This window comes from Mesonia sp. K4-1, assembly GCF_008017825.1.
Classification (GTDB): Bacteria; Bacteroidota; Bacteroidia; order Flavobacteriales; family Flavobacteriaceae; genus Mesonia.
The window spans coordinates 231,737-254,758 of the sequence record NZ_VRLS01000012.1; the positions used below are offsets into that span (position 1 = coordinate 231,737).

25 protein-coding genes and 1 pseudogene are annotated in these 23,022 nt (G+C 34.2%); 8 read left to right on the top strand and 18 right to left on the bottom strand.

All coding sequences use genetic code 11. The features are described 5' to 3' along the window. Positions 1-9 precede the first annotated feature (9 nt). From FT986_RS02165 to FT986_RS02185, 5 genes are read left to right on the top strand one after another with little or no spacing between them, the layout of a single operon-like run. Positions 10-2,346, top strand: a complete 2,337-nt coding sequence (locus tag FT986_RS02165; protein WP_147863618.1) for a penicillin-binding protein 1A — start codon at positions 10-12, stop codon at positions 2,344-2,346. An 11-nt stretch (positions 2,347-2,357) separates the two neighbouring features. Then, positions 2,358-3,059, top strand: coding sequence for a CoA transferase subunit A (locus tag FT986_RS02170; protein WP_111539766.1), 702 nt, complete (start codon positions 2,358-2,360; stop codon positions 3,057-3,059). 3 nt (positions 3,060-3,062) lie between these two features. Continuing rightward, on the top strand, positions 3,063-3,719 hold the full coding sequence (locus FT986_RS02175) for a CoA transferase subunit B (RefSeq protein ID WP_147863619.1): 657 nt from the start codon (positions 3,063-3,065) through the stop codon (positions 3,717-3,719). Positions 3,720-3,721: 2 nt separating this feature from the next. After that, positions 3,722-4,099 carry a PH domain-containing protein gene (locus tag FT986_RS02180; RefSeq protein ID WP_111539764.1) on the top strand — a complete coding sequence of 126 codons (378 nt, stop codon included), beginning with the start codon at positions 3,722-3,724 and terminating at the stop codon, positions 4,097-4,099. Positions 4,100-4,131: 32 nt separating this feature from the next. Then, positions 4,132-4,593 (top strand): GNAT family N-acetyltransferase, encoded by a 462-nt coding sequence (locus FT986_RS02185; protein WP_147863620.1) that lies wholly within the window; start codon positions 4,132-4,134, stop codon positions 4,591-4,593. Positions 4,594-4,596: 3 nt separating this feature from the next. On the opposite strand, the gene FT986_RS02190 is transcribed toward FT986_RS02185, so the two are convergent. Continuing rightward, positions 4,597-5,322 (bottom strand): sterol desaturase family protein, encoded by a 726-nt coding sequence (locus tag FT986_RS02190; RefSeq protein WP_222706177.1) that lies wholly within the window; start codon positions 5,320-5,322, stop codon positions 4,597-4,599. 133 nt (positions 5,323-5,455) lie between these two features. After that, positions 5,456-7,144 carry an ABC transporter ATP-binding protein gene (locus tag FT986_RS02195; protein WP_147863621.1) on the bottom strand — a complete coding sequence of 563 codons (1,689 nt, stop codon included), beginning with the start codon at positions 7,142-7,144 and terminating at the stop codon, positions 5,456-5,458. Positions 7,145-7,295: 151 nt separating this feature from the next. On the opposite strand from FT986_RS02195, the gene FT986_RS02200 reads away from it, so the two are divergent. Together FT986_RS02200 and FT986_RS02205 are read left to right on the top strand one after the other, a co-directional pair. After that, complete coding sequence (locus FT986_RS02200) at positions 7,296-7,523, top strand: hypothetical protein (protein ID WP_147863622.1); 228 nt, start codon at positions 7,296-7,298, stop codon at positions 7,521-7,523. 94 nt (positions 7,524-7,617) lie between these two features. Continuing rightward, positions 7,618-10,572: a M4 family metallopeptidase gene (locus FT986_RS02205; protein ID WP_147863623.1), complete on the top strand. Its 2,955-nt coding sequence runs from the start codon at positions 7,618-7,620 to the stop codon at positions 10,570-10,572. A 52-nt stretch (positions 10,573-10,624) separates the two neighbouring features. Here the strand turns inward: FT986_RS02205 and FT986_RS02210 are convergent, their stop codons facing one another. The 5 genes from FT986_RS02210 to FT986_RS02230 all read right to left on the bottom strand — a co-directional run bounded on the left by FT986_RS02210 (position 10,625) and on the right by FT986_RS02230 (position 14,722). Further along, positions 10,625-11,338 (bottom strand): 3'-5' exonuclease, encoded by a 714-nt coding sequence (locus FT986_RS02210; RefSeq protein ID WP_147863624.1) that lies wholly within the window; start codon positions 11,336-11,338, stop codon positions 10,625-10,627. Positions 11,339-11,376: 38 nt separating this feature from the next. Then, positions 11,377-12,519 carry a serine hydrolase gene (locus FT986_RS02215; protein WP_147863625.1) on the bottom strand — a complete coding sequence of 381 codons (1,143 nt, stop codon included), beginning with the start codon at positions 12,517-12,519 and terminating at the stop codon, positions 11,377-11,379. A gap of 83 nt (positions 12,520-12,602) precedes the next feature. Next, positions 12,603-13,553: a 23S rRNA (adenine(1618)-N(6))-methyltransferase RlmF gene (rlmF, locus tag FT986_RS02220; protein ID WP_147863626.1), complete on the bottom strand. Its 951-nt coding sequence runs from the start codon at positions 13,551-13,553 to the stop codon at positions 12,603-12,605. 39 nt (positions 13,554-13,592) lie between these two features. Next, on the bottom strand, positions 13,593-14,078 hold the full coding sequence (locus tag FT986_RS02225) for a hypothetical protein (protein WP_147863627.1): 486 nt from the start codon (positions 14,076-14,078) through the stop codon (positions 13,593-13,595). Positions 14,079-14,209: 131 nt separating this feature from the next. Further along, entirely contained in the window at positions 14,210-14,722 is a 513-nt protein-coding gene (locus tag FT986_RS02230; RefSeq protein ID WP_147863628.1) for a VOC family protein, read from the bottom strand. Between the two features lie 134 nt (positions 14,723-14,856). Here FT986_RS02230 and FT986_RS02235 point away from each other — a divergent pair, with 134 nt between their 5' ends. After that, on the top strand, positions 14,857-15,159 hold the full coding sequence (locus FT986_RS02235) for a helix-turn-helix domain-containing protein (protein WP_187248553.1): 303 nt from the start codon (positions 14,857-14,859) through the stop codon (positions 15,157-15,159). Here the strand turns inward: FT986_RS02235 and FT986_RS02240 are convergent. The 11 genes and pseudogenes from FT986_RS02240 to FT986_RS02290 all read right to left on the bottom strand — a co-directional run bounded on the left by FT986_RS02240 (position 15,156) and on the right by FT986_RS02290 (position 23,016). Next, a complete protein-coding gene (locus FT986_RS02240) occupies positions 15,156-15,629 on the bottom strand; it encodes a methylated-DNA--[protein]-cysteine S-methyltransferase (RefSeq protein ID WP_147863630.1) in 474 nt (157 codons plus the stop codon). The genes FT986_RS02235 and FT986_RS02240 overlap by 4 nt on opposite strands. Then, a complete protein-coding gene (locus tag FT986_RS02245; RefSeq protein ID WP_147863631.1) occupies positions 15,619-16,719 on the bottom strand; it encodes a CNNM domain-containing protein in 1,101 nt (366 codons plus the stop codon). The genes FT986_RS02240 and FT986_RS02245 overlap by 11 nt, the downstream gene beginning before the upstream one ends. 108 nt (positions 16,720-16,827) lie before the next feature. Next, the gene (locus tag FT986_RS02250; protein ID WP_111539752.1) at positions 16,828-17,271 is read right to left on the bottom strand and encodes a hypothetical protein; all 444 of its coding nucleotides are present in this window, start codon (positions 17,269-17,271) and stop codon (positions 16,828-16,830) included. A 138-nt stretch (positions 17,272-17,409) separates the two neighbouring features. After that, positions 17,410-17,760, bottom strand: coding sequence for a hypothetical protein (locus tag FT986_RS02255; RefSeq protein ID WP_111539751.1), 351 nt, complete (start codon positions 17,758-17,760; stop codon positions 17,410-17,412). 34 nt (positions 17,761-17,794) lie between these two features. Continuing rightward, a complete protein-coding gene (hemB, locus tag FT986_RS02260) occupies positions 17,795-18,784 on the bottom strand; it encodes a porphobilinogen synthase (protein ID WP_147863632.1) in 990 nt (329 codons plus the stop codon). Between the two features lie 98 nt (positions 18,785-18,882). Then, a pseudogene (locus FT986_RS02265) lies at positions 18,883-19,191 on the bottom strand (four helix bundle protein); the annotation flags it as partial. A gap of 88 nt (positions 19,192-19,279) precedes the next feature. Then, a complete protein-coding gene (gene hemF, locus FT986_RS02270; RefSeq protein WP_147863633.1) occupies positions 19,280-20,188 on the bottom strand; it encodes an oxygen-dependent coproporphyrinogen oxidase in 909 nt (302 codons plus the stop codon). Then, positions 20,178-20,666, bottom strand: a complete 489-nt coding sequence (locus FT986_RS02275; RefSeq protein ID WP_147863634.1) for a hypothetical protein — start codon at positions 20,664-20,666, stop codon at positions 20,178-20,180. The genes hemF and FT986_RS02275 overlap by 11 nt, the downstream gene beginning before the upstream one ends. Beyond that, on the bottom strand, positions 20,666-21,691 hold the full coding sequence (hemE, locus tag FT986_RS02280; RefSeq protein WP_111539746.1) for a uroporphyrinogen decarboxylase: 1,026 nt from the start codon (positions 21,689-21,691) through the stop codon (positions 20,666-20,668). Before hemE ends, FT986_RS02275 begins: the two co-directional genes overlap by 1 nt. Further along, positions 21,684-22,334: a uroporphyrinogen-III synthase gene (locus FT986_RS02285; protein WP_147863635.1), complete on the bottom strand. Its 651-nt coding sequence runs from the start codon at positions 22,332-22,334 to the stop codon at positions 21,684-21,686. Before FT986_RS02285 ends, hemE begins: the two co-directional genes overlap by 8 nt. After that, positions 22,312-23,016 (bottom strand): TrkA family potassium uptake protein, encoded by a 705-nt coding sequence (locus tag FT986_RS02290; RefSeq protein ID WP_147863636.1) that lies wholly within the window; start codon positions 23,014-23,016, stop codon positions 22,312-22,314. The genes FT986_RS02285 and FT986_RS02290 overlap by 23 nt, the downstream gene beginning before the upstream one ends. Positions 23,017-23,022 lie beyond the last annotated feature (6 nt).

A 23,022-nucleotide genomic window follows, 5' to 3' on the forward strand; every position in this document is an offset into this window, starting at 1 on the left:
CGTATAAAGGTGGCAAACGTAAAAGCAAATAAGAAAAAGAAAAAAGAAACAAGTTCTTTTAGAAAATACATTGGTATTTTTTGGAAGCTTTTCGCCTTAGGGATTGTTTTAGTAGTAAGCGTATTTCTTTTGGCGAGTTGGGGACTTTTGGGTGAAATGCCAACTTTTGAACAATTAGAAAACCCTGAAACTAATTTAGCTACAGAGGTTTTCTCTTCAGATGGGGAGACCTTAGGAAAGTATTATAACGAAAATCGTACTCCTATAAAATATGAAGAGCTTCCCCCGAATCTTATCAATGCTTTAGTTGCAACTGAAGATATAAGGTATTATGATCATTCTGGGATAGATGCTAGAGGTACATTAAGAGCAATAGCCTATTTAGGATCAAATGGAGGAGCTAGTACTATTTCTCAGCAATTAGCTAAGCAGTTATTTACTGGCGTAAGATCAAGTAATATTTTTGAAGCGGTAACTCAAAAGATTAAAGAGTGGGTAATAGCGGTTCGTTTAGAGCGAAGCTATACCAAACAAGAAATACTGGCCATGTATTTTAATATTTACGACTTTAACAATAATGCGGTAGGTATTAGATCGGCTTCCAGAATTTATTTTGGCGGAAAAGAACCTCAAGAATTAAAAATTGAGGAAGCTGCTGTTTTGGTAGGAATGTTTAAAAATTCATCTTTATACAATCCACGTAGAAACGCAGAGGGAGTAACTAATAGAAGAAACGTGGTTTTACTACAAATGGAGAGGGCTGGTTTTATAGATGAAAAACAAAAAGATTCTCTGCAAGCACTTCCTTTAAAAATAGATTATCATCCAGAAAGTCATCAATCTGGTTTAGCTACATATTTTAGAATGTATTTAAGAGAGTTTCTTAAGGACTGGGCAAAAGAAAATCCGCAAGCGAATGGTGAAACATACAATATCTATAGAGACGGACTTAAAGTATACACCAGCATAGACTCTAGAATGCAAACTTATGCAGAAGAAGCAGTGCAAGCACATATGTCAAATCTTCAGAAGGAATTTGATAGGCAGAATAAAAACAATAAAACAGCTCCTTTTAGAAAAGTATCCTCAGAAGAAATTGATCGTATTATAGAACGCTCTATGAAAAATAGTGTGCGTTGGTGGGAGATGAAAGATAAAGGTTTTTCAGAAGAGAAAATTAGGGCCTCATTCGATAAAAAAACACCTATGTCTGTTTTTGCATGGAATGAGAAAAGAGAAAAAGATACAATTATGACTCCTAGAGATTCTATCTATTACTACAAATCTTTCCTAAATACGGGAATGATGTCGATGGAACCTCAAACAGGTGAAGTAAAAGCTTGGGTTGGAGGAATAGATCTAAGACATTTTAAATACGAACACGTAAAGCAAGCGCGTAGACAAGTAGGTTCTACTTTTAAGCCATTTGTATACGCAACGGCGATAGACCAATTGCATCTTTCACCGTGTTATGAACTACCTAACACTTTACACACTATTCCTGCAGGGAAACACGGAGTAACTAAAGATTGGACTCCAAAAAACAGTGGTGGAAAATATGGCGGAATGGTAAGTTTAAAAGAGGCGTTAGCAAATTCATTAAATACTATAACTTCTAGATTAATTGATAAAATTGGTCCAGAGCCGGTAATTGATTTATTAGACAAACTGGGAGCAAACACAGAGAATATAGATCCTGTGGCGGCTATAGCGCTGGGATCTGTAGATTTAAGTGTATTCGAAATGGTTTCAGCTTACAGTACATTTGCCAATAAAGGCGTTTATGTAAAACCTGTAATTGTTACCCGTATCGAAGATAAAAACGGGACTATACTTTATCAACACGTCCCAGAAAGTAGGGATGTAATGAGTGAAGAAGCAGCTTACGTAACCATTAACTTAATGGAAGGCGTAACCCAAGGAGGTTCGGGTACGAGATTAAAAACCGATAGTAATTATGCTGCTAATCTTACACATTATAAACGAGCGGTAACGGGGTATCCTTATGCATTTAAAAACCCCATCGCAGGTAAAACAGGAACCACACAAAACCAAAGTGACGGGTGGTTTATGGGTATTGTTCCTAACCTTACCACAGGAGTTTGGGTAGGTGGAGAAGATAGATCTGTTCATTTCCCTGGCATAACTTACGGTCAAGGAGCGACTATGGCTTTGCCTATTTGGGGAATTTATATGAAGAAAGTATATGAAGATGAGGATTTAGAAGTTTCTAAAGGAGCTTTTGAAAAACCAGAGGTACTTACTATTCAAACAGATTGTGATGCTGCTTCATCTGAAAATACAACTACAGAAGGAGGAGAAATAACAGAAGAATTAGATCTTTAAAATATATTCTTATGATAAGAAAAACGGTAAATAATGTTCAAGAAGCTTTAGAAGGCATTCAAGATGGGATGACTTTTATGCTTGGCGGATTTGGCCTTAGCGGAATTCCTGAGAACTCTATAACAGAACTAGTAAATAAAAATGTAAAAGATATTACTTGTATTTCAAACAATGCAGGAGTAGATGATTTTGGATTGGGTTTATTGCTGAAAAAAAATCAGATAAAAAAAATGATATCTTCTTATGTAGGTGAAAACGCCGAGTTTGAACGCCAAATGTTAAGCGGTGAATTAGATGTAGAGCTTACTCCGCAAGGAACATTAGCAGCTAAATGTCAAGCGGCTCAACAAGGTTTTCCTGCTATTTTTACTCCAGCAGGTTACGGAACAGAAGTAGCCGAAGGGAAAGAAGTACGTGAGTTTGATGGGAAAATGTACGTGTTAGAAGAAGCATACAAAGCAGATTTTGCCTTTATAAAAGCTTGGAAGGGAGACGAGGCAGGAAATCTTATTTTTAAAGGAACTGCAAGAAATTTTAACCCTTGTATGTGCGGAGCTGCAAAAGTAACAGTAGTTGAGGTAGAAGAGTTGGTAAAACCAGGAGAACTAGATCCTAACCAAATTCATATTCCAGGAATTTTTGTACAACGTATTTTTCAAGGAAAAGATTACGAAAAGAGAATTGAACAAAGAACCGTTCGTCAAAAAAAATAAATTATGGCTTTAGATAAAAACGGAATAGCACAACGCATTGCAAAAGAAGTTAAAGACGGATATTATGTAAATTTAGGAATAGGAATTCCTACATTGGTAGCCAATTTTGTAAATGACGATATAGAAGTAGAGTTTCAAAGTGAAAATGGAATTTTAGGAATGGGACCTTTCCCTTTTGAAGGTGAAGAGGATCCAGATTTAATCAATGCAGGAAAACAAACTATTACTGCATTACCCGGAGCGAGTTTTTTCGATTCAGCTACAAGTTTTGGAATGATTCGAGGAAAACACGTTGATTTAACCATTCTAGGAGCGATGGAAGTTGCAGAAAATGGAGATATCGCCAACTGGAAAATACCTGGAAAAATGGTGAAAGGAATGGGTGGCGCTATGGATTTGGTCGCTTCCGCGGATAACATTATTGTAGCGATGATGCATACCAATAGAGCAGGAGAATCTAAGTTACTAAAACGCTGCTCTTTGCCACTTACTGGTGTTGGTTGTGTGACCAAAATTGTTACCAATTTGGCAGTTTTAGAAGTTACCGAAAAAGGATTTAAACTTTTAGAAAGAGCTCCAGGCGTAAGTGTAGAAGAAATTCAAGCCGCTACAGAAGGAATATTAATTATGGATGGAGAAATTCCTGAAATGAAACTTTAAACATGGGTTTATTTAATAATATTTTAGGTAACTCTAGTGAGGTTTCTGTAGAGAAACTTTTAGAAAAATACGGGCGTTTGTTGGTAGAAGGAGAGCAAATTGAAATCGGTTTTAAACTATTTCGAGACACCTTTATGTTTACCAACAAACGTTTGGTATTAATCGATGTTCAGGGAATTTCTGGTAGTAAAGCAGAATATAAGTCTTTGCCTTATAAAAACATTTCTAGATTTTCTTTAGAAACAGCAGGGACATTCGATTTAGATGCTGAACTTAAAATCTGGATTTCAAGTGAAGACCTTCCTTCCGTAAGTAAGAAATTCAATAAAAGTATCGATGTGTACGAGGTGCAACGGTATTTAGCAGAAAAAGTACTTTAATAATTTTTTCAGCTTTAAGCTTATTTTGTTAGATGAGTAACCATACATTACATATTCGACCTTATCATAAAAATGATCAGCCTCAATTAATAAACCTTCTCCAACTCAATACACCAAAATACTTTTCTCAAGAGGAAGAAATAGACTTCATTCATTATTTAGAAAAAGAACGAGAAGATTATTTTGTGGTAGAGATCTCATCTAAAATTGTGGGTTGCGGCGGGATAAATACACAAGGAAATATAGGTATTTTAAGTTGGGCTTTTTTACATCTAGATTTTCAACAACAAGGTATAGGAGGTCAACTACTAAAGTATAGGATACAGCATCTGCTTCAGCAAAAAAATAGTTCAAAAATTCAAGTAAGAACCTCTCAATTAGTTGAACCTTTTTACAGAAAAAACGGATTTCAACTCATAGAAATTAAAAAAGATTATTGGGCTAAAGGTTTTGATTTATACTTTATGGAATATCAAAAACAACTTTTAAAATAAATATTACTCGTATTTTTTTAAACGATCTGGTGGTTGAAACAAAATGAGCGCAGCTTTTTTTATACTCCCAGCCTTTCTCATGTTTTTATAAATATCTACCCATACGTGAAATACCAATTTAACGGGATTGTAATGTCTGGGTTGTTCTAAAATCCCATAAACCGCTTGTTCATCTTCAGGTTGAAAAGATCCAAACATTCTATCCCATATAATAAAAGTAGAGCCATAATTTTTATCTAAATATTGCTCATTCTTTCCATGATACACACGGTGATGAGAGGGGGTTACAAAAATAAAGCTTATCCATTTTGGAAGCTTTCTAATATATTCAGTATGAATCCAGAATTGATATAGAACGGTGATTTGGTGACAAATAAAGAAGATAACAGGGTGAAAACCTAAAAAACTTATAGGTAGGAAGAAAATCACTTTAATTTGTTGAGTCCAAGAAAGCCGAAAAGAAGTAGATAGATTATATTTTTCTGAATTGTGATGCGTCACGTGAGTTGCCCAAAAGATGCTAGTTTCATGTCCAAACCGGTGCGCCCAATATCTAAAAAAATCTAAAACAACAAAACAAAGAATTGAAGTTACCCAATTAACAGGAATACTCCACGGGACCAGATTATAAAGCCATATTACCGACCCAAATAAAAGGGTTTTAATAAACAAGTTTTGAACTACAGAAACTAAGCCGATACTTAAGGAGGCAAAAATCTTTCTTTCCATAAAGCTTCTTTTTCTGCTTCCAACTAAAATAACATTCGAGTTAGGCTAAACCAATTAGAATTGGCGCGGGGTAGAAAATTAAATCTGGCGCATTAGACATTACGTGATCAAGCGTTATCTTTTCCTTCATAAATTACAATCCTTTGGGTATTGCATCAATCAATTGTTGTGTATATTCTTTTTCGGGATGAGCATAAACAATGTCGGCATCGCCACGTTCTACGATTTCACCCTTATGCATCACTAAAAGTTGGTCGGCCATATATTTCACTACCGCCAAATCGTGTGAGATGAAAATATAAGTAAAACCAAACTTTTCCTTTAACTCATTTAACAAGTTTAACACTTGTGCTTGCACCGAAATATCTAATGCCGAAACCGACTCGTCACAAATAATAAGCTTGGGTTCTACGGCGATTGTTCTAGCGATTCCAATACGTTGACGCTGACCACCACTAAACTCATGAGGATAACGATAAAAATGGGCTTCCTCTAAGCCTACTCGTTTTAGTAACTCAAGTGTTTTTTCTTTTCGTTTTTTTTTATTTTTATACAAACCGTGGACTTCCATCGGCTCCATAATCGCTTTTCCTACAGTAATACGAGGGTTTAAAGAAGAAAAAGGATCCTGAAATATGAGTTGTATTTCTTTACGGAGTTTTCTCAATTCTTTCTTAGAAAGTTGCGTGATATCATTCCCTTTATAAAGTACTTTTCCTGCACTTGCTTTGGTAAGTTGTAAGATTACATCTCCCAGAGTTGATTTTCCACAGCCCGATTCTCCAACTAAACCTAAAGTCTCTCCTTCAAATATTTTAAAACTAACATTATTTACCGCTTTTACTACACTGGGTTTTTTAAAAAATCCAGCATTAGAAATAAATTCTTTTTCTACATTCTTAACCTCTAATAAAGGCGCTTGGCTGTAAATCTTATGGTGTCTTTCCTTTCTTTCTGTTTGAGTTTCAGCGATACTTATGGGTTGGTTTTCTATAAAATCTTTAACCGTTGGCAACCGTTTTAAGCGCACTTGGGTGTCGGGTTTAGATGCTAATAAAGCTTTGGTGTATTGTTGTTTTGGATGATGAAAAATCTCTTGCGTGGTGCCTTGCTCAACGATAGAACCTTTAAACATAACCAAGACTCTATCGGCAATTTCAGAAACTAATGCCAAATCGTGAGAGATAAATAAAACACTCATTTCTGTTTCCACTTGGAGCTCTTTTAAAAGGTTTAAAATTTCTTTTTGGACGGTAACATCTAATGCGGTAGTAGGTTCATCTGCGATGAGTAATTTTGGTTTACAGGCAATTGCCATCGCAATCATTACCCGTTGTTTTTGTCCGCCGCTTATTTGATGAGGGTAAGATTCAAAAATCTTTTCGGGTCGAGGCAATTTTACCTTTTCAAATAAATGTAAAGTTTCTTGTTTTGCTTCCGCGGAAGCGATGTTAGTATGTCTTAAAAGAATTTCCTGTACCTGAAAACCACAAGTTAAAGAAGGGTTTAACGAACTCATGGGTTCTTGAAAAATCATGGAAATCTCATTTCCGCGTAAGCTTTGCATTTCTTTATCTGAAAATGAGGCTAAATCTTTACCTAAAAACTGAATTTCGCCTTTCGTAATTTGTGCAATTGAAGGCAATAATTTTAAAATACTAATCGAAGTAATCGATTTTCCTGAACCAGATTCTCCCACTACACCTAAAATTTCATTTTTATAAAGCTGAAAAGAAATATTATGGAGAACAGTTTGCTTTATACCGCCAGTAATAAAGCTAACTTCTAGGTTTTTTATAGTTAATAATTCTTGTTGTTTCATGTGTAATAAATGAGGCTAATTATTGCGAAAAAACCAATCTTTAACGATTTAACTTGCGAATAAAAATACATTTTAACGATTAAAATTTCATTTAGTCGATAAAATTTATTTAATTCGTAAGCAAGTTAATTATAAATTAATAATTTTTTAAATGAAACAAAACTATTTCTCTCAGCAAATAGTTATGTTGTATCATACTTTTAAAGATGAGCAACGTAACGTAAAACAACCGCCTAAACTACAATACGAAAAGCAATTAGCCATTCAACAGTTTACGCATAAATTTCCCTTCTTAGAATTCTGGTCCAAAATTAACCACCCCCTACATACCCTTCAATTTTATTGGCCAAGAATTTATGAAACTCCAGTTTTCAATTAAATTTTAAAATTTAAAAAATTTCAAACGTAATGTTTTGACGGTAATATTTATTGTCAAAACGCAAACAGTTGTTTATTAATCAAATCTTTATATTATGAAAAAAGACTATAAGAGCTTGGCTGTAATGGCTACTTTTTTATTAGGATCTACTTTCGGGTTTTCTCAAGAAAGTCCTAAAAAACCAATTAAAAAATTAAATGTATATGAGGAATCACAAAGCTTTCAGACTGCAGATGATAGCTTTAAAAGAAGCTTAGGCTTGCCGCCAGAAAATACATTATCTTTAGTAGAACAAAGAACAGATAAATTAGGATACCATCATCAAAAGTTTCAGCAATATTATAATTCTATTCCCGTAGAATTTGCAACCACAGTTTTACATGCCAAGGAGGGCAAAGTAAAATCTTCTTCAAATAATCTTTATAGAATTAAAGATTTACCAACCACCCCATCTATTTCTAAAGAGATGGCCTTTAACAAAGCTAAGCAACACGTAGGAGCCACTGAGTATATGTGGGAGGATAAAGAAGAATCTAAACATATATCGTATAATCTTCCTGCTGGAGAATTAGTTATTCTGCCTAAAATTAAAGGAGTAACAGAAGAAAATAAACTTGCTTATAAATATGATATTTATGCGACAGCTCCTCTTTATAGAGCAGATGTTTACGTAGATGCGCAAACAGGTGATTTTATAATGGAAAATAAAAAAATTCACCATGCTAATACTCCGTCAAGCGGAACTACACTTTATAATGGTAATGTCTCTATCACTACAGATAGTTACAATGGAAGTTACCGTTTAAGACAAACGGCAGATGGCGGCGGAATCCAGACGTATGATATGAATAACAGTACAAACTATAACAATGCTCAAGAAGTAACGAGTAGTTCTAGTAATTTTACAAATAATCCAACTGCGGTACAAGCACATTGGGGAGCAGAACAAACCCATAAATATTTCTCACAAAAGCATAATAGAAACTCTTATAACGGTAATGGAGCAATCATACGCTCATACGTTAGTTATGATAGTAACTATGTAAATGCATTTTGGGATGGTAGTAGAATGACCTATGGTGATGGTGATGGTGTTAATTATGGACCATTAGTAGCATTAGATATTGTGGGTCATGAGATAGGTCACGGTGTTACAGAATATGCGGCTAATCTCGTTTACAGTTATGAGTCTGGAGCTTTAAATGAATCTTTTTCAGATATTTTTGGAGAGGCTATTGAAGCTTTCGCTACAGGCACCAACGATTGGTTAATGGGTGATGAAATAGGATCTGGCGGAAGCGGAGGTGCACTACGCTCTATTAGTAACCCAAATGCTTACGGTCAACCCGATACGTATTTAGGAACTAGCTGGTATAGTGGTTCTGGAGATAATGGTGGTGTTCATTATAACTCTGGAGTTCAAAACTTTTGGTTTTACTTGTTGAGTACAGGAGGTTCTGGAACTAATGATAATGGAGATAGTTATAGTGTTACTTCTATTGGTATGGAGAAAGCTGCTGCTGTAGCTTACAGAAATTTAACTACTTACCTTAGTTCAAACTCTCAATATTCTGATGCTCGTAATGGAGCGATTCAAGCAGCAAAAGACCTTTACGGAGCAGGAAGTACAGAAGAAATCGCTGTGACTAATGCATGGCACGCCGTGGGTGTGGGTGCAGCATATAGCGGTGGAGGAAATCCAGAACCTGAAGATTGTACAAGCGGAGATATTTATTTATCGATTACGTTTGACAATTACCCAGAAGAAACTTCTTGGACCTTAAAAGATGCTTCTGGAAATACAGTAGATAGCGCAGCATACTCAACATCGAATGCAGATGGTTCTACAGTTACAAAAACAATTAGTGGGTTAACCGACGGAGATTATACTTTTACGATTACCGATCAATATGGAGATGGGATCTGCTGTAGCTACGGTTCTGGTTCTTATACCTTATCTAGTGATGATGGTACGATTTCTTCAGGAGGAAATTTTGGTAATTCTGAAGCAACCAATTTCTGTATAGAAGATGGAGGTACTTCTTTAGACAGTGAAGCACCATCAGCTCCTTCCGCTTTAAGCGCAAATAATATTACACAAACCACAGTAGATTTATCTTGGAATGCTTCTACAGATAATGTTGGTGTAGATTCTTATGAAGTTTTTCAAGGAAGTTCTTCTTTAGGAACAACAACTGGGACTTCTGCACAGATTACGGGATTAACGGCTGCAAGTTCTTATTCATTTTCAGTTAAAGCAAAAGATGTTGCTGGGAATACTTCTTCTAGCTCTAATGTTGTTAATGTTACTACAACAGGAGGAAATACTCCAGATTACTGTAATTCTCAAGGAAATGATTCTTCTTATGAATGGATTGACTTGGTAAGCTTAAATAATTTGAATAATTCTAGCGGAAATGACGGTGGATATGCTGATAATACAAATTTAATTGCTAATTTGCCTTACGGATCTAATACGATTCAAATAAGTGCAGGTTTTGCAAGTTCTAGTTATACCGAGCATTGGGCGGTTTATATAGATTATAATCAAAATGGTGCTTTTGAAACCAATGAGAAAGTAGTTTCAGGAAGTTCTAGCAGTGGTAATACCCTTAGCGGAACTTTTAGTGTACCAACTTCTGCGATTAGTGGTAACACCAGAATGAGAGTTTCTATGAAATATAATGCTTCTCAAACTTCTTGTGAAAGTTTTAGTTATGGAGAAGTTGAAGATTATACCGTTAACGTTGGGCAAGCAGCTGCTCAAGGATTTAATAACAATAGTTTAGCTGCCACAGCAATTGGAAATGAAAGTGCAATATTTGCTACTACCATTTATCCTAACCCAGTTACTGGAAATGAAATATTTGTAAAAATGGAAGATGCTAGAGATGCAACTTACAAAATTTACGATATGTTAGGGAAATTAGTATTAAGCGGAGAATTAACGCAAAATGCTATACAATTAAATAGGCTTTCGGGCGGTGTTTATATGTTACAATTAGGAGATGGACAAAAATCTATTACCAAAAAATTTGTAAAACAGTAAGCATCAATTTTTCATATGGGTTAAAGCTCGGGGTGGTTCCCGGGCTTTTTTATTACACAGAAGTAATTTCTGATTCTTCTAATAGTTTTTCTTGTCGGAGTTTTAAGAAAATTTGTGCAATAGCGACTACGTCTTTTTCGCAATACGATACAATTCGTAATATATTATTCTCTTCATAAAAAACATCTCTTACTTGAGAACCGTCTATATCGTCTTTTGGGGATGGGACACCTAATACGTGAGTCATTAATTTTAAGGAAGTGTAGTGTTTATAATCGCCAAACTTCCATAATTCTAAAGTATCTAAATGAGGTACCTCCCAAGGTTTCTTTCCGAATAAATCTAATTTAGAAGGCAATTCTATACTGTGAATAAGCATTCTACGAGCGATATAAGGAAAATCAAATTCTTTACCGTTGTGCGCACACAGTAAATGCTGAGCTTGGTGAAAGTAATTATTAAGCAGTTCTTTAAAATCTTGTAAAAGCTTTTTCTCTTCCCCATGAAAAGTGGTAGTTCTAAAACTTCTTTTATTTTCCTTTAAGACAAAATACCCTACAGAAATACATACTATCTTGCCAAATTCTGCCCAAATACCTGCTCGATCATAAAATTCTTTAGCTGTAAACTCATCTTTGCGTTGGTATTGAGATTTTAATTCCCACAGGGTTTTCTTCTCTTCGCTTAATTCATCATAAGAAGAAAATTCGGGTACGGTTTCTATATCTAAAAATAAGATATTTTCTAAGTTGAGTTTTTTGAGCATAAGAAGAAGATTTAATTAGTAAAATACAACTTTTATAACTAATTAGAAATCATTTGATAAGCTTCTTCTACGTAAGTGTAAAAATCATCTGTAAAAGCTCTATCGTTAGTTCTTTCTCCGCGTTGATGCCCTAGTCGTACAATAATCATATCATCTTCAGGAATCGTGATTACGTACTGTCCCAAAATACCTCGCATTACAAACATTTTTTTGTTGAGGTGGTTGCTTAACCAAAAACCGTAACCGTATTCTGGGCTATCTTTAAATTTAGGCTGAATAGAAGTAGCCACAAAACTAGAATCTAAAAGTTGTTCCCCATTCCACTTACCATGATCTTTATATAATTTTCCAAATTTTGCAAAGTCTCTAGCGTTGCTGGCAATACAACAATAGGCTTTTTCATCACCCTCTTCATTATCATCTAACTGCCAAAAGGCTTTATCTTGCATTCCCATAGGCTGCCAAAAACTTTCGCTTAAATAATCTGAAAGTGTTTTTTCACTTGCTTTGGCAACAACCATTGATAATAACTGTGTGTTTCCGCTAAGGTATTTATAAGCTTTTCCTGGTTCTTCTTCTACCCTTAATGACAAAATAAGCTCTTTGATATCGTCATCTAAATACGCCCTAGCTGTCATTGAAAACGGACTGTAATAATTTTCTTCCCAGTTGAGGCCAGAAGACATCGATGATAAATCACCTACGCTTAATCGCTTATCAAACTGCGGATAAAAATCTGCAACAGGTTGATCTAAGTCTTTTATAAATCCATCTTTAATCGCTTTTCCTAATAAAGCAGAGGTAATACTTTTTGCCATCGAAAATGAATTGGTATGGGATGTTTTACCATAATCATCTGCATATTTTTCATACCAAATGCTGTCATTTTTAATGATAAGAAATGCGACGGTTCCTAACTCTTCGTTTATCGATTGTAATTTTTGTGTCGCTTCCGCGGAATTATATTTTTTATGTAAAGACCAAGGTTGAGGTTTTCCTGAAGTTTTAATCGTGCGATTATCAAATTCCGAGTAATCGTCTATATACGCAGTTTTATATCCTTTTAAGTAAGTAATTTTAACGCCACGCAAAATATAATCGGCATCAAAAAGGTAAAGCGCCAAAATGGCTAAACCCAATATGATAGCTAGGCTAAGAAGAAGCTTTTTAAAAAATTTCATATAAAAGAATGCTGTTAATTGTCAAGCTTAAATATATTAAAACAAAAGTAAACTTAGTTAAGAGGTTGGTTTAAAAGCTATTTTTACCATCGCTTTTTTGCCCAATCTTCTTGCTTTTCATTTGGCAGGAATGTCCAAGCTACTATTCGGCTAGTTTTATTTCCTGTGCCCATAGGAATCTCTTTTACTTGTTGAGCCTCTAGCTTTTTTAATAATTTATGAATTCCTTTAAAGTTAGATTCTTTTGAAACTAAGGAAGAAAACCAATAAATATCGTTTGCGAATTTTCTACTTTCCCAGATCATATTTTGAATAAACTTAGATTCTCCGCCTTCATAAATAAGTTCATTATTTGCACCAGAAAAATTAAGCTCTGGAGTTTTTACTTTCTTACCAGATAGGTTTTTAATTTTTCTTCGTGTTCCCTTTTGAGCTTCTTCTATAGAGGAGTGAAAGGGAGGATTGCAAATAACAACATCTACTTTTTCGTTAGGATTTAGTATGTGATGAAAAAAATCTCTCGAACTTTTTTGCAATCGACAGTCAATTTTATCTTTAAGACTAGGATTTGCATTGACAATGTTTTTTGCAGAAGATATAGATTTTGCATCAATATCAGACGCTATAAATTGCCAGTCATATTCTGTAGCACCAAGTATGGGATAAATACAACTTGCGCCTACGCCAACATCAAAGCAGGTAATTTTATCACCAGTTGGAATAGTGCCAGAATTACTTTCAGATAATAAATCGGCTATATGATGGAGATAATCTGCTCTTCCTGGAATTGGCGGACATAAATTTTCATCGGGAAATTCCCAATATTTAATTCCGTAATAGTGATGGAGTAGAGCTTTATTTAAAATTTTTACAGCATTCGGATTAGAAAAATCTATTGATTCTACTCCTACTTTGTTGAGTTTTAAATAATTTTTAAGCTCGGGTTTAGCTTTTAATAGCGCTTCTAAATCATATCTTTCGCGGTTTTTATTCCGAAGGTGTAATCTTGATTTTACTTGTTTTTTTGTAGACATGATTTATGGTAGAATTATAGCGATTTAAAACTTCTTGTTTTATAGCAGTAAATATATAAAGTCTGCAATGATTAAAACCTGAAATACAAAACTTAAAATCTCGACTCGTTTTTTATATTTTAAGGCCAACAGTAGTATAAGAATCGTAATTAAAGGCAATACAAGACCAGAAACTAATCTTAACGAATAAACGTTTCTTTTTTCTGAATCTATAAGGGAATAATAATTCACCTCATTAAAAAGTGGAGAAATAGAGTAGGTTATTTTTTCAACACCCTTAATTTGTTTTGCGAAAGATCCTGAAACATTAAAGTCTTCTCTTTCTGTAAATACCTTGTAAGAGGAATGAGAATTTCCAGCGGCATTATAATATTGCTGGCGTTCTTTTTTAATATTTAGAATCGGATCTGTATATACTTTACCCGGGATTATAAAATCTATGATAATCATAAGGGCAGCGAGAATAGATAAAACTTGAAACCATTGAGTTAAGGTAAATTCTTTTTTCAGTTTCGAAGAGTCCATTATTATTTTATGAAGGTTACAAGTAGTTTTAAAGATTGTACTTATGGCACAATCTTTAAAACTAAGAATTTATTCTTAATAAATGTGTATTGAATTCCTCAACATAAATTTTACAATTTCAAGCATATAATCTATTTAGAATACGCACCAGAAGAATAGGTAAGCTCGTAACTGTGGGTGTAAATTTCAAAGACGATTCCAAAAGGATCTTCTACGTAGCACATTTTAAAAGGTTTTTCTTTAGGGTAATATTCTCTAATTGGCATCCTTTGTTTTCCCCCATAAGCTACAATTTTGTCGATAAGCTCTTCAATATTTGGGTCTTGTATGCAAAAATGAAATAGACCTGTATTGAAAGGATTAAACTCTGGAGCTTCTTTAATTCCGTGCGGAAATGAAAATAACTCTACTCCAATTCCATCTGAAGTTGCCAAATGAGCAATTTCAAACTCGCTCCAATCGTCGCCAAAAACATCTATACACATTTGTCCAATAGCTGTTTCCTTTTCTTTTTTTACTGTAGAAGGCTCCATGGTAACATACCACCCCATTACTTCTGAATAGAATTTAACTGCTTTATGAATATCTGGAACAGTAAGCCCAATATGGGAAAATGATTTAGGATAATTTTTTATTGTTGTCATATGATCTAATTTAGATTTCAAAATTAGCATATATTTGCTTGTTAGGCAACAACTTACCTTAAAGTGATATAGTTACTAAAAGGAGTAAAATGCTGTTTTTTAAGATTTTAAAAGCATATAAATTAAATAAAGATATGGATTGCCCTTTAAATTACACCATGAATTTGATTGGAACAAAGTGGAAACCTCTAATTCTATTTCATTTGTTAGATGAAAATTTGCGTTCGGGAATTTTACAAAAGAAAATTCTGGGTATCTCCAATAAAATGTTCACTCAAACGGTAAGAGAGTTAGAAAAAGACGGACTTATTTTTAGAAAAGTATATCCCGTCGTGCCACCCAAAGTAGAATATGGATTAACCCATAGGGGAAAATCTCTTGAAACTATTTTAAGAAGTATGGACGAATGGGGATTAAACGATAGCGACGTTAATTAAAACAAACGTTGTTGTTGAGCAGGACTTTCGTGCTCAAGTAACCACTTTTTTCTCCAAATTCCACCAGCATAACCTGTAAGAGAACCATCGCTTCCAATCACTCGATGACAGGGAACTACAATCCATAAAGGATTTTTTCCGTTAGCGGAAGCCACTGCTCGAATAGCTTTAGGATCGCCTAAGCGTTTAGAAAGTTCTAGATAAGAAGTAGTTTTTCCAAAAGGAATTTTTAAAAGTTCTTGCCAAACACGCTGCTGAAACGCAGTTCCCTGTGGCTGAGTTGGGAATGAGAAATCCTGTAAATTACCTTCAAAGTAAGCTTTTAACTGCTCAGCTGCTTCAGTTAATTCTATATCCTGAAAATTTTTCTCTGGAGCTTCAGATAAAACTGAAATTTTCTCAACTCCGTTTGCCTTTCCTTCAATAAGGGCGATTCCAATAGGAGTTGGGAGATGATATTTATTTTTCATCTTTCTCTTCTCCTGTAAATAAACCTAAGCGTTTTGCTCTACGCTCCCAATTTTTCCTAGCCAAGAGTTGCATATCCTCTACGCTATCGCTTTCATCCATAATTTCAAGCCCCAAAAGCGTTTCAATAATATCTTCCATGGTAATCAATCCTACAGTATTTCCAAATTCGTCAGTAACAATAGCCAAGTGTGATTTTTTGTCTATAAACAGCTCAAACAATTTAGGAATTGCAGTATGAGAATGTGTAACTAAAACATCTTTTTTTAACTGATTTAAAGTATCGTTTCCTTTATTTTCAATCATATGTTCTAAAACTTCATCTTTCAACACAAAACCTGTTATATTATTGGGTTGAGTTTTGAAGATAGGAATTCTTGAAAATTTTAAATTTTTATGAGTAGAAATAAAATCTTGAATGGTCGTTTCTTCTTCGGCTGTGACCGCAACAGAAAACGGCGTCATCACATCTTTTGCTAAAACCGATTTAAAGACCAGCATATTTTTTATAAAAGTGGTTTCATTTTCTTGAAAAACACCTTCTTTTTCCGCTGCATCGGTAATGGCCATAAACTCTTCTCTGCTCATTGTATTGGCGTGAGCAGATTTCCCAATAAGTTTGGTAGTTAACAAAAGCAGCCACAAAATACCTGTGTATTTTAACGGAAAAATAATGATACTTAGTGTTTTGGCAGTAAAATTACCTAAAGATTTCCAGTAACTGGCACCAATGGTTTTAGGTATAATTTCTGATAAGATTAAAATAAGGATGGTCATAATCGCAGATACCAATCCTACAAAATTGATTCCTAAAATTGAGTAATCAAATCCACCTTCTACAGCTAGTTTCCCAGCTTGGTTTCCCACTAGAATTGCACCTACCGTGTGAGCTATAGTATTAAGCGTTAAAATTGCGGTGAGTGGTGTATCTATATTTTTTTTAAAACCCGCTAAAGTTTTAGCGTAACTTTTTCCTTCTTTCGTTTTAATACGAATAAAAGTAGGGGTAAAGCTTAACAATGCCGCCTCTAGAATAGAGCATAAAAAAGAAACAAAAATAGAAACAAAGGCATAAACGATGAGTAGCGTCATAGTGATAAAGTAATTTTCAACAAGTTAAAAATTATTATGGCTGTTACTCTTAATTTCTATTTAAAATTTAAAAACCCCGAGTAATTTGTGGCTCGGGGTTTTTAGAAACTAACTTAGTTTTGCTTTCCATTTTTTAGCAAGTTCAAATTGTTCAATTGCAGAAACTTTTACATCATCATTATCTTTATAAAAATCAAATTGATGTTGGGTGTTAGAAGATTTAAAGACTAAAGAAATTTGCTCTATAGACTTATCATTTTTTCTAATTTCTAAAAGATCGATAGAGAAGTTTTTAAAATCTATTATGTGCATTTTTTTCTCTAAACTTTCTAAATTTCCATATATTAATTGTTCACTTTTATGATCTATTCCTATATAATCATCACCAAAAACATCAATTTCATTCAGTTGAATTTGATGAATCGCAGCTTTTTCTTGAATATTTTTTAAAGCTTGTTTTTTTCTTTTTGATTTTCCCATAACGGCATAAGCGACTGGGGCTGTAAATACGATTAGGAAAACTAATCCTAATACGATAGATGAAGTATCCATATTTTTCTTTTTTGAGATGGCAGTTACGCTTCCGCGGAAGCGAACTCGAATAAATTTTTAAATAAATCTAGGGTAAATGTGAAATCCCCAAAGAGAGAAAAATCTATTACAGGCTTTCACATTTAAAAAAGTAAACAATCACAAAAAGAAATGAAATGGAAAAAGGTATCGAAAGATTTTCGCTCTTTGATCTACACAGAGAAATTGTATAAAAAGAGTTTTGGTTGTTGAAAAAGCATCGACCTTAGAATGATACGCTGTAGTGAAATCATAACTCCATTGGTGATCAATTTCATAAGAAGGTGCAGAAGACGAAATTTCTTCTACGGCATAGAATTTATGTTCATTTGCCGAAGAGCTAATAGTTTCTTTAACGCTATTATCTAGCAAAAAAAGACCATCACCGCTTTTTGCAGTACTTACTAACGAGAGTAAAAGTATGCAAAAAGCAGTGAGAAATCTAGAATAAGATGCTAACGTTAAGTTCATAAAGCGAAGTTGAGCTAAAAGCTTGCCAAGTTAATTATGAAAGTAATTTGGCAGCATCTTTGGCAAAATAAGTGGCAATAAAGTCAGCTCCCGCTCTTTTAATGGCAGTAAGTTGTTCTAAAATGACAGCATCGTGATCTAACCAACCTTTTTCTGAGGCGGCTTTGATCATAGCATATTCACCACTTACTTGATATACAGAAATAGGAACATTCACGTTATTTTTTATATCTCTTACAATATCTAAATAACATAATCCTGGTTTTACCATAACGATATCGGCGCCTTCTTCAATATCCATAAGTGTTTCTTTAATAGCTTCATCGCGATTAGCAGGGTCCATTTGGTAAGTTTTCTTATCTTTTGGAATGTCTTTAGCATCTACAGGAGCCGAATCTAGGGCATCTCTAAATGGACCATAAAAAGCAGAAGCAAATTTAGCACTGTAACTCATAATCCCGGTATTAGTGAAACCTTCCGTTTCTAAAGTTTCTCTCATCACCAATATTCTACCATCCATCATATCGCTTGGGGCAACAAAATCGGCTCCAGCTTGGGCGTGAGATAAAGCCATTTGTGCTAATGCTTTTACAGATTCGTCGTTGAGTACTTTTCCATTTTCTATAATCCCATCGTGGCCATAAATGGAATAAGGATCTAAAGCAACATCGGTCATCACCACCATTTCTGGAACAGCATCTTTTACAGTCTTAATAGCTCGTTGCATAAGCCCATCTGCATTTACAGCTTCGATTCCTTTATTATCTTTTAGTTGATCATCAACTTTTACAAATAATAAAACTGATTTTATCCCCAAGCTCCACAGGTCTTTTACTTCTTGCTGAAGTAAATCTAAACTGAACCTAAAATAATTGGGCATCGAAGCGATTTCTTCTTTTTTATTTTTGCCTTCTACTATAAATAATGGAGCCTGAAAATCGTTAGGAGTTAGAAAGTTTTGTCTTACTAAGCTTCTAATGGCTTCGTTTGTTCTTAATCTTCTATTTCTTCTTAGTGGGAACATAGGTTTTTGGCATTAGCTATTAGCTTTTAGCCTTTAGCTTGTTATATTTTTATTTATTCTTCTTCTTAGATTATTGTTTTAACTAATAAGTGAAAATTTTAGCTTGATAATTTTTGAATTAATGAATTAAGCATCTTTTTTATTTCTTCTACCTGAATCAGTAAACTTGCTCCAATTTCTTTCGGAATGAAATGAAGTTCAATACTTAATAAAAGCTGGTACTCCAACTCATTAGCAGAACCGAATGCAAAGTAAAGAAATCTTGAGAAATCTTTTTCTGATTTTCTTCCACAGCCTTCAGCAATATTAGTTGGAATAGAACTAGAAGATCTTTTCATCTGACTAACCAAATTAAATAATTCTTCTTTAGGATATTTTTGTGTGTGTTTATAAATAGCTAGCGTTAATTCATGTCCTTTTTACCAAACTAAATATTTTTTATAATCCCTCATTTCAATTATTTTTCTTTCTATTAAAAGCTAATTGCTCTAAGCTTTAAACTTTAATCCAATCTTTAGGCTCTTCTAAAACTTTTAGTAGTTTTTCTTCTTCGCTTCCTTCTGTAGGCTGGTGATCATAAACCCATTGCACGTGTGGAGGCAAACTCATTAAAATACTTTCTATCCTTCCGTTGGTTTTTAAGCCGAACAAGGTGCCCTTATCGTGTACTAAATTAAACTCTACATACCTACCTCTACGTATTTCTTGCCAAGTTCTATTTTCTTCCGTAAAGCTTAAGATTTTTCTTTTTTCAACAATAGGAACGTAAGCTTCTAAAAAGCTGTCACCTACTTCGGTAACAAAATTATACCAGTCTTGCATATTTTTTTCTTCGGAAACTTTTAAATGATCAAAAAATAAACCTCCAATGCCACGAGCTTCATTACGGTGAGCATTCCAAAAATATTCATCACATTTTTTCTTATACTCTGGGTAGAAAGATTTATCGTGTTTATCACAAGCACTTTTAGAAACTTCATGAAAATGTTGAGCATCTTCATCAAATAAATAATAAGGTGTTAAATCTTGACCACCACCAAACCATTGATCTACCGTGTTACCTTGTTTGTCGTACATTTCAAAATAACGCCAGTTAGCGTGTACTGTAGGAACCATTGGGTTTTTTGGGTGAATAACTAGACTAAGTCCGCATGCAAAGAAATTAACATCACCTACATTAAAGTATTTTTGCATAGCCAGAGCTAAAGGCCCGTGAACAGCAGAAATATTTACACCGCCTTTTTCAAAAACATTTCCGTTTTCGATGACGCGTGTCCTTCCGCCACCGCCTTCTTCACGCTTCCAAATATCTTCATGAAACTTAGCTTCACCATCTACTTCTTCTAGCTTTTGTGTAATACGATCTTGTAAATCTTGAATGTAATTATAAAATTTATCTTTCATTTTCAATATAAATCAATTGTTGGGTTGCTTTTTTAGCCTCATTTGGAGTAGAAACTTTTAAAGCTTTTTTCATTTCTTGCTGAAGAACAGCTACAATATTTTCTTCGGTTATTCCTTGTTCAAAAAGATTTCTGCCTTGTTGATTATTATGTAAATCCATAATTTTTGCCAATTCTTCATTGGGCGAGAGTTGCTCGTGCAAATGAGTTATTTTTCTTGCCCATTCTAAAGACTTCTTTACGGAATTATTTCCGCGGAAGCAATATTGAGCAATTAAAAAATTCCATAATGCATGTCTAAATGCATTGGCTTTATTGTCTTTATGATGTGATTTTCCAAAAAGGTGATTGCATAGGCCTACACTTTTTTGAGTTGCCTTATACGTAGGAATTATATAAGTAGGATGAAGTGTAAAATGATGGGCCAGCACCAAAAACTGCTTAAAATTTAAGTTTTTTATACGAGCCCAAATTGCCACTATCCTTGATATTCTTTTACAGCATCAACAAAGGCTTTAGCATTTTCTACCGGAATGTTAGGTAAAATACCGTGACCTAAATTGACAATGTATTTGTCTTTTCCAAACTCATTAATCATTTGGTGAACCATTTGTTTAATCTCTCTTGGAGGAGAAAATAACCTTGACGGATCAAAATTACCTTGCAATGTAATGTTACCACCGCTTAAGTAACGCGCATTTCTTGCAGAACATGTCCAATCTACACCTAAGGCCGAAGCACCAGATTCGCTCATTTCTTTTAAGGCAAACCAGCATCCTTTCCCGAAGGCGATTACAGGAATATCGTCTTTCAAAGCGTCTATAATTTGTTGCATATACTTCCAAGAAAACTCTTGATAATCTACAGGAGAAAGCATTCCTCCCCAAGAATCGAATAACTGAACTGCATCTACTCCAGCTTCTACTTTTCCTTTTAGGTAAGCAATAGTAGTATCGGTTATTTTTTGTAATAAAATATGCGCTGCCATAGGTCGTTTAAAACAAAACTCTTTGGCTTTATCAAAGTTTTTAGAACCTTGTCCTTGTACTAAATAGCAAAGAATAGTCCACGGTGAGCCTGCAAAACCTATTAATGGGACTTCATCATTTAAGGCCTGTTTGGTCATCTTAATGGCTTCGTAAACGTAACCTAATTCTTCATACACATCTGGTACAACGATATCATTTACTTGAACTGGAGTTCTTACTGGATTTGGTAACCAAGGTCCAACGCCAGGTTTCATTTCTATCTCTACTCCCATGGCTTGAGGAACTACAAGAATATCGCTAAAAAGAATAGCTGCATCTGTTCCTACTTGGTGAATAGGCATTACCGTAATCTCGGTAGCTAACTCTGGAGTTCTACAACGTGTAAAGAAGTCATATTTCTCCTTAAGCTTCATGAAGTCTGGTAAATAACGACCTGCTTGACGCATCATCCAAACTGGCGGACGTTCTACCGTTTCTCCTTTAAGGGCTTTTAAAAATAAATCGTTTTTAATCATTTTTATATTTTTTTACCACTTGCACGATGACATTTTCTATAGTGGGTTGGTTCGCAATTATGATATGATTAGTGTGTTTTTCTAATTCTTTAGCTGTGGTAGTACCTATACAAAATGCAATTGCAGATTTTAAAGTATTTACAGCGAAAAAGCTTTTTACAGCACTCGGACTAAAAAACAAGAGGCCATCAAATTCTTGTTTAAATTCTTTATGATTTTCTAAGGTATCATATACCAGTATTTCTGTAAAGGAAATATTATTTTCTTTTAGTTTTTGAGGAATTTCATTCCTTCTTTTTTTTCCGCAGAAGAAATAAAACTCTTCATTATTATGGGATTCACATATTTTATGAGCTAAATCTTTACCGTAATCTTGGGATTCAATAATATTAATATTGTTCTCACTTAATAACTGTGAGGTTCTTTTACCTACCACATATGCATTTTCAATACTAACCTTATCTTTTATTACCTTCCAAGTGTTTTGGCTAGTAATAATAGCATTCTTTATTTTTTTAGGGAAACTAAAATTAGGTATAGGCGAAATGCGTATAGCATCATATGATACATAGCTAATGCCTGCATTTAATAATAATGACTCTTGGTGTTTGTCAAGTTTTTTAGTGCTGAGTATCGTTGTCATTTTTTTTTAAATAATTTTCGACATCACTCTTTTTTCCAAATACTACCAATGTATCGTCTTCTTTAAAAACGGTATCGGGAGTAGGCATTCCTAAACCTTCTTTTTTATGAGTTTTTCTTCCGATAAGGTTATTGTAATTTTTATTTCTTAATATGGTAATGATATTTAATTTGTATTTCTTCCTAAAATCAGATTCAAATAATTTTTCTCCCACATGTTTTTTGTAAACAGCTACTTCTGAAACTAAGTGATCATCATCGGTTTCAAAATTATCAATACTACCTTTCAGGTTAATTTTTTTAGTAAGTCTCTCAGCAAATTCTTGTTCGGGATGTACTATTTGGTCTATTCCCATCGCCTCTAATATAGTATCTTGAATCTCTGAAGAGGATCTGGTAATGATTTTTGCTTTAGTGATTTTTTTAACAATGGCAGTTACCATAAGGCCAGTCCCCCCGTGCTCTCCAATGGCAACAATCACCACATCTGTATTTTTTAAAGGTAGAGATTGGTATGCGCTTTCGTTGGTAGCATCCATTGAAACGGCATGGGAAACCTTGTTCTTTATAAGCTCTATTTTTTTTAAATCCTTATCGGAAGCAATCACTTCATTGCCAGAATCGGCTAAATGAATAGCGAGCGACATTCCAAAATTTCCAAGGCCAATGACAACTATTTTCATTTAGTA

Excerpts from the sequence above, each read along its gene's own strand:
- FT986_RS02185 (WP_147863620.1), top strand. The coding sequence starts at position 4,132 with ATGAGTAACCATACATTACATATTCGACCTTATCATAAAAATGATCAG.
- FT986_RS02180 (WP_111539764.1), top strand. The coding sequence starts at position 3,722 with ATGGGTTTATTTAATAATATTTTAGGTAACTCTAGTGAGGTTTCTGTA.
- FT986_RS02215 (WP_147863625.1), bottom strand. The coding sequence starts at position 12,519 with ATGAAATTTTTTAAAAAGCTTCTTCTTAGCCTAGCTATCATATTGGGT.
- FT986_RS02225 (WP_147863627.1), bottom strand. The coding sequence starts at position 14,078 with ATGGACTCTTCGAAACTGAAAAAAGAATTTACCTTAACTCAATGGTTT.
- FT986_RS02290 (WP_147863636.1), bottom strand. The coding sequence starts at position 23,016 with ATGAAAATAGTTGTCATTGGCCTTGGAAATTTTGGAATGTCGCTCGCT.
- FT986_RS02285 (WP_147863635.1), bottom strand. The coding sequence starts at position 22,334 with ATGACAACGATACTCAGCACTAAAAAACTTGACAAACACCAAGAGTCA.
- FT986_RS02235 (WP_187248553.1), top strand. The coding sequence starts at position 14,857 with ATGGATTGCCCTTTAAATTACACCATGAATTTGATTGGAACAAAGTGG.
- FT986_RS02210 (WP_147863624.1), bottom strand. The coding sequence starts at position 11,338 with ATGCTCAAAAAACTCAACTTAGAAAATATCTTATTTTTAGATATAGAA.
- FT986_RS02200 (WP_147863622.1), top strand. The coding sequence starts at position 7,296 with ATGAAACAAAACTATTTCTCTCAGCAAATAGTTATGTTGTATCATACT.
- FT986_RS02230 (WP_147863628.1), bottom strand. The coding sequence starts at position 14,722 with ATGACAACAATAAAAAATTATCCTAAATCATTTTCCCATATTGGGCTT.
- FT986_RS02245 (WP_147863631.1), bottom strand. The coding sequence starts at position 16,719 with ATGACGCTACTCATCGTTTATGCCTTTGTTTCTATTTTTGTTTCTTTT.
- FT986_RS02190 (WP_222706177.1), bottom strand. The coding sequence starts at position 5,322 with ATGGAAAGAAAGATTTTTGCCTCCTTAAGTATCGGCTTAGTTTCTGTA.
- hemE (WP_111539746.1), bottom strand. The coding sequence starts at position 21,691 with ATGATTAAAAACGATTTATTTTTAAAAGCCCTTAAAGGAGAAACGGTA.
- rlmF (WP_147863626.1), bottom strand. The coding sequence starts at position 13,553 with ATGTCTACAAAAAAACAAGTAAAATCAAGATTACACCTTCGGAATAAA.
- hemF (WP_147863633.1), bottom strand. The coding sequence starts at position 20,188 with ATGAAAGATAAATTTTATAATTACATTCAAGATTTACAAGATCGTATT.
- FT986_RS02240 (WP_147863630.1), bottom strand. The coding sequence starts at position 15,629 with ATGAAAAATAAATATCATCTCCCAACTCCTATTGGAATCGCCCTTATT.
- FT986_RS02250 (WP_111539752.1), bottom strand. The coding sequence starts at position 17,271 with ATGGATACTTCATCTATCGTATTAGGATTAGTTTTCCTAATCGTATTT.
- FT986_RS02255 (WP_111539751.1), bottom strand. The coding sequence starts at position 17,760 with ATGAACTTAACGTTAGCATCTTATTCTAGATTTCTCACTGCTTTTTGC.
- FT986_RS02205 (WP_147863623.1), top strand. The coding sequence starts at position 7,618 with ATGAAAAAAGACTATAAGAGCTTGGCTGTAATGGCTACTTTTTTATTA.
- FT986_RS02175 (WP_147863619.1), top strand. The coding sequence starts at position 3,063 with ATGGCTTTAGATAAAAACGGAATAGCACAACGCATTGCAAAAGAAGTT.
- FT986_RS02170 (WP_111539766.1), top strand. The coding sequence starts at position 2,358 with ATGATAAGAAAAACGGTAAATAATGTTCAAGAAGCTTTAGAAGGCATT.
- FT986_RS02195 (WP_147863621.1), bottom strand. The coding sequence starts at position 7,144 with ATGAAACAACAAGAATTATTAACTATAAAAAACCTAGAAGTTAGCTTT.
- hemB (WP_147863632.1), bottom strand. The coding sequence starts at position 18,784 with ATGTTCCCACTAAGAAGAAATAGAAGATTAAGAACAAACGAAGCCATT.